The organism is Rhizobacter sp. (assembly GCF_031412075.1).
GTDB lineage: Bacteria > Pseudomonadota > Gammaproteobacteria > Burkholderiales > Burkholderiaceae_C > Rhizobacter.
Window position 1 is genome coordinate 1 of sequence record NZ_JANOCG010000312.1, and the last position, 5248, is coordinate 5248.

Below are 5248 nucleotides of genomic sequence, written 5' to 3' on the forward strand. Positions count from 1 at the left end.
GGCAAGACCTCGCTCGGCCAGAGCGTGGCGCGCGCCACCGGTCGCAAGTTCGTTCGCATGGCCCTGGGCGGCATGCGCGACGAGGCCGAGATCCGCGGGCACCGCCGCACCTACATCGGCTCGATGCCGGGCAAGGTGCTGCAGAGCCTCTCCAAGGTCGGCACGCGCAACCCGCTGTTCCTGCTGGACGAGATCGACAAGCTGGGCATGGATTTCCGTGGCGACCCTTCATCGGCGCTGCTGGAAGTGCTCGACCCGGAGCAGAACCACACCTTCAGCGACCACTACGTTGAGGTCGACTTCGACCTGAGCGACACGATGTTCATCGCGACATCGAACTCGATGAACATCCCGCCGGCCCTGCTGGACCGGATGGAAGTGATTCGCCTGTCGGGGTACACCGAAGACGAGAAGGTCAATATCGCGACCCGTTACTTGCTGCCCAAGCAGCGCAAGAACAACGGTGTCAAAGACGAAGAGATGGAAGTCGCCGAATCGGCCGTGCGCGGGATCATTCGTTACTACACGCGTGAAGCCGGTGTGCGTTCGCTTGAGCGCGAGATGTCGAAAATCTGCCGCAAGGTGGTCAAGGGCATCCAGCTCAAGACTTACACCGAGAAGGTGGTGGTGAACGAAGACAACCTCAACGACTTCCTGGGTGTGCGCAAGTACAACTATGGCCAAGCCGAGAAGCAGAACCAGGTCGGGCAGGTGGTTGGTTTGGCGTGGACGGAAGTGGGCGGCGATCTGCTGACCATCGAAACCGCCGTGATGCCGGGCAAGGGCAACATCATCCGCACCGGCTCGCTGGGCGATGTGATGAAGGAGTCGGTCGAAGCGGCACGTTCCGTCGTGCGCAGCCGGGCTCGACGCTTGGGCATCAAGGACGAGATGTTCGAGAAACGTGACATCCACATCCACGTGCCCGACGGCGCCACGCCCAAGGACGGCCCGAGCGCGGGTGCTGCGATGACCACGGCCTTCGTCTCCGCACTCACTGGCATTCCGGTGCGCGCTGATGTGGCGATGACCGGTGAAATCACGCTTCGCGGTGAAGTCACGGCCATTGGTGGTTTGAAAGAGAAGCTGCTGGCCGCTCACCGCGGTGGCATCAAGACGGTGCTCATTCCTGAAGAGAACGCGAAGGATCTTCAGGACATCCCCGAGAACGTCAAGAACCACCTCGAGATCGTGCCGGTGAAGTGGATCGATCAGGTGCTCGAAGTGGCGCTGGAGTCGATGCCGCAGCCGTTGGCCGAAGAGGAGCCGCCGAAGGTTGAAGCGGTGAAAGCCGACACGCCTGTGGCGCCGGTGACTTCAGAGTCGCTCAAGCATTGATGACGGCTGGTCGACAAGCCGGGCTTGCCCGACCGGCTTTTTTCGTCCTATAATGCGAGCTTCGGTTAATTCAGAAAGCTTCAAAAAAAGCGCTTTGATTTGATCGAGGCACAAAGCGGGATTAGCTCAGTTGGTAGAGCGATACCTTGCCAAGGTATAGGTCGAGAGTTCGAGTCTCTTATCCCGCTCCAAATTCATGAAAGGGAAGCTTCGGCTTCCCTTTTTGCCAACAGATTTCAGGGTAAGCGCTGTCAAGGTTTCAGGGGCGCGATAGCAAAGCGGTTATGCACCGGATTGCAAATCCGTATAGCCCAGTTCGACTCTGGGTCGCGCCTCCAGAAGAAATGAAAAAGCCCCGACTTGTCGGGGCTTTTTCATGGGTGACTCAGTTTGTCATTCGATGGTCTGCACCGCCACGAGCTTGCTGTTGCCGGGTTCGAATTCGCAGCGGTAACTGAACTGAACCAGGTTCATGCCAGGCGCGCGCTCCATCGCGCCAATGCCTTCAAGGCTTGACCGGCCTAACGGGGCGGGCCGCAGCTGGCGCGAGTCGGAGCCAAAGGCAATGCGACCCACACGCGGGTGTTTGCTCTTGAGTGCAGATGCGACCGCTGCTTCGCAGGCTTCGGGCGACACGTTCACCAGGTCGGGCTGCCAGGGCTTTTCTTCGCTGGCCTTCGGGCCACCTGCGTCGCGGAACACGATGCCCGATGTGGCGCCCGTCTTGGCGTTGTAGGCGCAACCGTAGGTGAAAGGCATCGACGCGCCGGAAGCGTTGCGATAACGCCCGGCGCCTTTCACGTCGGTCTCTTCGCCGGTGGTCGGTAGCAGCGAACGTTTGTCCTTGCTGAACTGCACTTCTTGTGCGTCGCGGCCGCGCATTTCCTTGATCGTGTCGGTGACCGAGGCTTCGCAGCTTTCGGCGGCCTTGACGCCGTCGGCGGGCAGTGCGGCGTGGGCTGCCACGGAGAACAGAAGCAGGGCTGCTGCAAGGTGTGGGGTTCGAGTGTTCATACGGTGTCGAGGACTGCTTGGATGACTGCGCCCATGGTGTCGGTTTTTTCAGGCATGGGCAATAGCCTCACGCCCTAGCCGAGTGCGAGTTCACCGAGGCTTCACACAAGCCAGGAGCGCTTCATCGCCCCTTCGCAGGCCCGGTGGATGCTGGGTTCATGCCCACCGCGTCGGTTGGCATGAACCCAGGAGCCCTGCTCGTGTCAGCCAGTCAACCTTTGCAACAAGTGGTGCGGTCTCACAACGCGTCTCAGATCGTCGTCCATGGGGGCGTGCCTTTGTCGGGGCGCATCGTGCCGTCGGCCAACAAGAACGCGGTGTTGCCCGTGTTGTGTGCGACCTTGCTCACCCGCCAGCCGGTCCACCTGCGCGGCGTGCCCGACATCACCGATGTGCGCAAGATCCTGGCTGTCTTCGAGCAGATCGGCAGCGAGGTGCATGCCGATTTCGATCGAGGCGTCGTGGGTATTCACCACCGGCACACGCTGTTCGACGCGAAGCTGCACCGGCTGCCGCAAGAGATGCGCTCGTCGATCATGCTGGTGCCGCCGTTGCTGGCGCGTTTCGGCTCCGCGCGCATCGAAAACGACGTGAAGGGCTGCACCCTTGGTGTGCGCGAAATCGACCCCCACGTCGAGGTATTGACGCGCTTCGGCGGTCGTGTCGAGCGCAGCGAAGACGCCTTGCTTGTGCACAGCGATGGCCCCTTGCGCGCCACCGACCACTGGCTCGACTACGCATCGGTCACCACCACCGAAAACTTCGTGCTGTGTGCCGCGCTGGCGAGTGGTACGTCGACGCTCACCAACGCGGCTTGCGAGCCGCATGTGCAGGAGTTCTGCGCCTTCATGCAGCAGCTCGGTGCGCGCATTCAAGGCATTGGCACCTCACGGCTCACCATCGAAGGCGTGGATGAGCTCGGCGGCACAGAGTTCCGATTCACCGAAGACTTCCACGAGGTCGTGACCTTCCTGGCGCTCGGCGCCATCACCGGCGGCGAGGTCGTTGTGCGCAATTCATCGCCTGAGCACTTTCCGTTGATCGACCGCTGCTTCGCCAAGTTCGGTGTGCACGTGACCCACCGCGATGGTTGGTCGCATGCGCGTGTGCAAGGCAAGCTGCGCGTGAGCGAGCCTTTCACCACCAACATGCTGCAAAAGATCGAGGCGGCACCCTGGCCCTACTTGCCGGTCGATCTGTTGCCCATCTTCATGGCGTTGGGCGTGCAGGCCGAAGGCAGCGCGATGTTCTGGAACAAGGTTTACGACGGCGCGATGGGCTGGACCTCGGAGCTCTCCAAGTTCGGCGCGCATGCATTTCAGTCCGACCCGCACCGTGTCATCACCTTCGGTGGCAAGCCCTTGGTGCCGGCCGAAGTCGAAAGCCCCTACATCATCCGGGTGGCGATTGCGCTGCTGATGCTGGCCGCGAGCATCGACGGGCGGTCGGTGATCCGCAATGCCGCACCGATACGCCGCGCGCACCCGCGCTTCGTGGAAAACCTGCGCTTGCTGGGGGCACACATCGAGTCAGAATGAGGCTCGACCCACCCCAGGAGCCCACCATGGCCGAGGCCTACATCGTTGCTGCCACCCGCACTGCAGGCGGGCGGCGAGGGGGCCGTCTGTCGGGCTGGCACCCGGCCGACCTGGCAGCGCAAGTGCTCGACGAGCTGGTGCGGCGCAGCGGCGCCGACCCCGCGATGGTCGACGACGTGATCATGGGCTGCGTGGGCCAGGCCGGCGAGCAGGCGGCCAATGTGGCGCGCAATGCGGTGCTCGCGTCCAGCCTGCCCGAGTCGGTGCCGGGCACGTCGGTGGACAGGCAATGCGGATCGTCACAGCAGGCCTTCCACTTTGCAGCGCAGGCCGTGATGTCGGGCAGCATGGACATGGTGATCGCCGCCGGCGTCGAGAGCATGAGCCGCGTGCCCATGGGCATGCCGATGACGCTGCCCCACAAGAATGGCCTCGGCACCTACGTGAGCCCGCGCATGCAGGCGCGTTACCCCGGGGTGGAGTTCAGCCAGTTCTTCGGCGCCGAAGCCATCGCCAAGAAGTACGAGCTCTCCAAGGACCAGCTCGACGCCTATGCGTACCAAAGCCACCAACGTGCCATTGCGGCGGTGCGCTCTCATGCCTTCGACGAAGAGATCGTGGCCGTGACAGCGCGCCTGCAAGACGGCACCGAAAGCGGTGAGCTTCACCGCAGCGACGAAGGCATTCGTTTTGATGCGTCGCTCGAGAGCATCGGCAGCGTCAAGCTCATCCAGCCCGGCGGTCGCGTGACAGCTGCCACGGCCAGCCAGATCTGTGACGGTGCCAGTGGCGTGATGGTGGTCAACGAGCGCGGGCTCATGGCGCTGGGTGTTCAACCCCTGGCGCGCGTGCACCACATGACGGTGATCGGCCACGACCCGGTGGTGATGCTCGAAGCGCCCATCCCCGCCACCCTGCAGGCCTTGCACAAGACGGGCTTGTCCATCGACGACATCGACCTGTTCGAAGTGAACGAGGCTTTTGCCCCGGTGCCACTGGCCTGGTTGCAGGTGACCGGGGCCGACCCGGCGCGCCTGAACGTCAACGGCGGAGCGATTGCGCTCGGTCACCCGCTGGGCGCCTCGGGCACCAAGCTGATGACGACGCTGGTGCATGCGCTCAAACAGCGAGGCAAACGCTATGGCCTGCAGACCATGTGCGAGGGTGGTGGGCTGGCCAATGTGACGATCATCGAGCGGCTGTCTTGAGGCTACGAAACCCAGGCGGCGCAGAACCGCTTGTTCGTCGCGACACGACCCGGGGATAGACTCGCCCCCACGATGTACGCGAAATTCTTCGGTCTCAGGCAAGAGCCTTTCTCGATCGCGCCCGACCCCCGCTACCTGTACATGAGCGAG

Annotated in this window: 4 protein-coding genes and 2 tRNA genes; 5 read left to right on the forward strand and 1 reads right to left on the reverse strand. The window is 62.9% G+C overall.

Annotated features, from left to right (window positions below; translation table 11 throughout):
• The 3 genes from lon to RMO40_RS11425 all read left to right on the forward strand — a co-directional run.
• Positions 1–1338: endopeptidase La (gene lon / locus RMO40_RS11415; RefSeq protein ID WP_309720823.1), on the forward strand; the 1338-nt coding region annotated here is incomplete at its 5' end.
• A 115-nt stretch (positions 1339–1453) separates the two neighbouring features.
• A tRNA-Gly gene (locus tag RMO40_RS11420) sits at positions 1454–1529 on the forward strand.
• Between the two features lie 73 nt (positions 1530–1602).
• Positions 1603–1676: transfer RNA gene (locus RMO40_RS11425), tRNA-Cys, on the forward strand.
• A gap of 55 nt (positions 1677–1731) precedes the next feature.
• Here RMO40_RS11425 and RMO40_RS11430 read toward each other — a convergent pair.
• The gene (locus RMO40_RS11430) at positions 1732–2352 is read right to left on the reverse strand and encodes a hypothetical protein (RefSeq protein WP_309720826.1); all 621 of its coding nucleotides are present in this window, start codon (positions 2350–2352) and stop codon (positions 1732–1734) included.
• A gap of 200 nt (positions 2353–2552) precedes the next feature.
• Between RMO40_RS11430 and RMO40_RS11435 the strand changes: the two genes are divergently transcribed.
• Together RMO40_RS11435 and RMO40_RS11440 are read left to right on the forward strand one after the other, a co-directional pair.
• Positions 2553–3890, forward strand: a complete 1338-nt coding sequence (locus RMO40_RS11435; RefSeq protein WP_309720828.1) for a UDP-N-acetylglucosamine 1-carboxyvinyltransferase — start codon at positions 2553–2555, stop codon at positions 3888–3890.
• Positions 3891–3916: 26 nt separating this feature from the next.
• The gene (locus tag RMO40_RS11440; RefSeq protein ID WP_309720831.1) at positions 3917–5098 is read left to right on the forward strand and encodes an acetyl-CoA C-acetyltransferase; all 1182 of its coding nucleotides are present in this window, start codon (positions 3917–3919) and stop codon (positions 5096–5098) included.
• The last annotated feature ends 150 nt before the right edge of the window (positions 5099–5248 follow it).

Excerpts from the sequence above, each read along its gene's own strand:
- RMO40_RS11430 (WP_309720826.1), bottom strand. The coding sequence starts at position 2,352 with ATGAACACTCGAACCCCACACCTTGCAGCAGCCCTGCTTCTGTTCTCC.
- RMO40_RS11440 (WP_309720831.1), top strand. The coding sequence starts at position 3,917 with ATGGCCGAGGCCTACATCGTTGCTGCCACCCGCACTGCAGGCGGGCGG.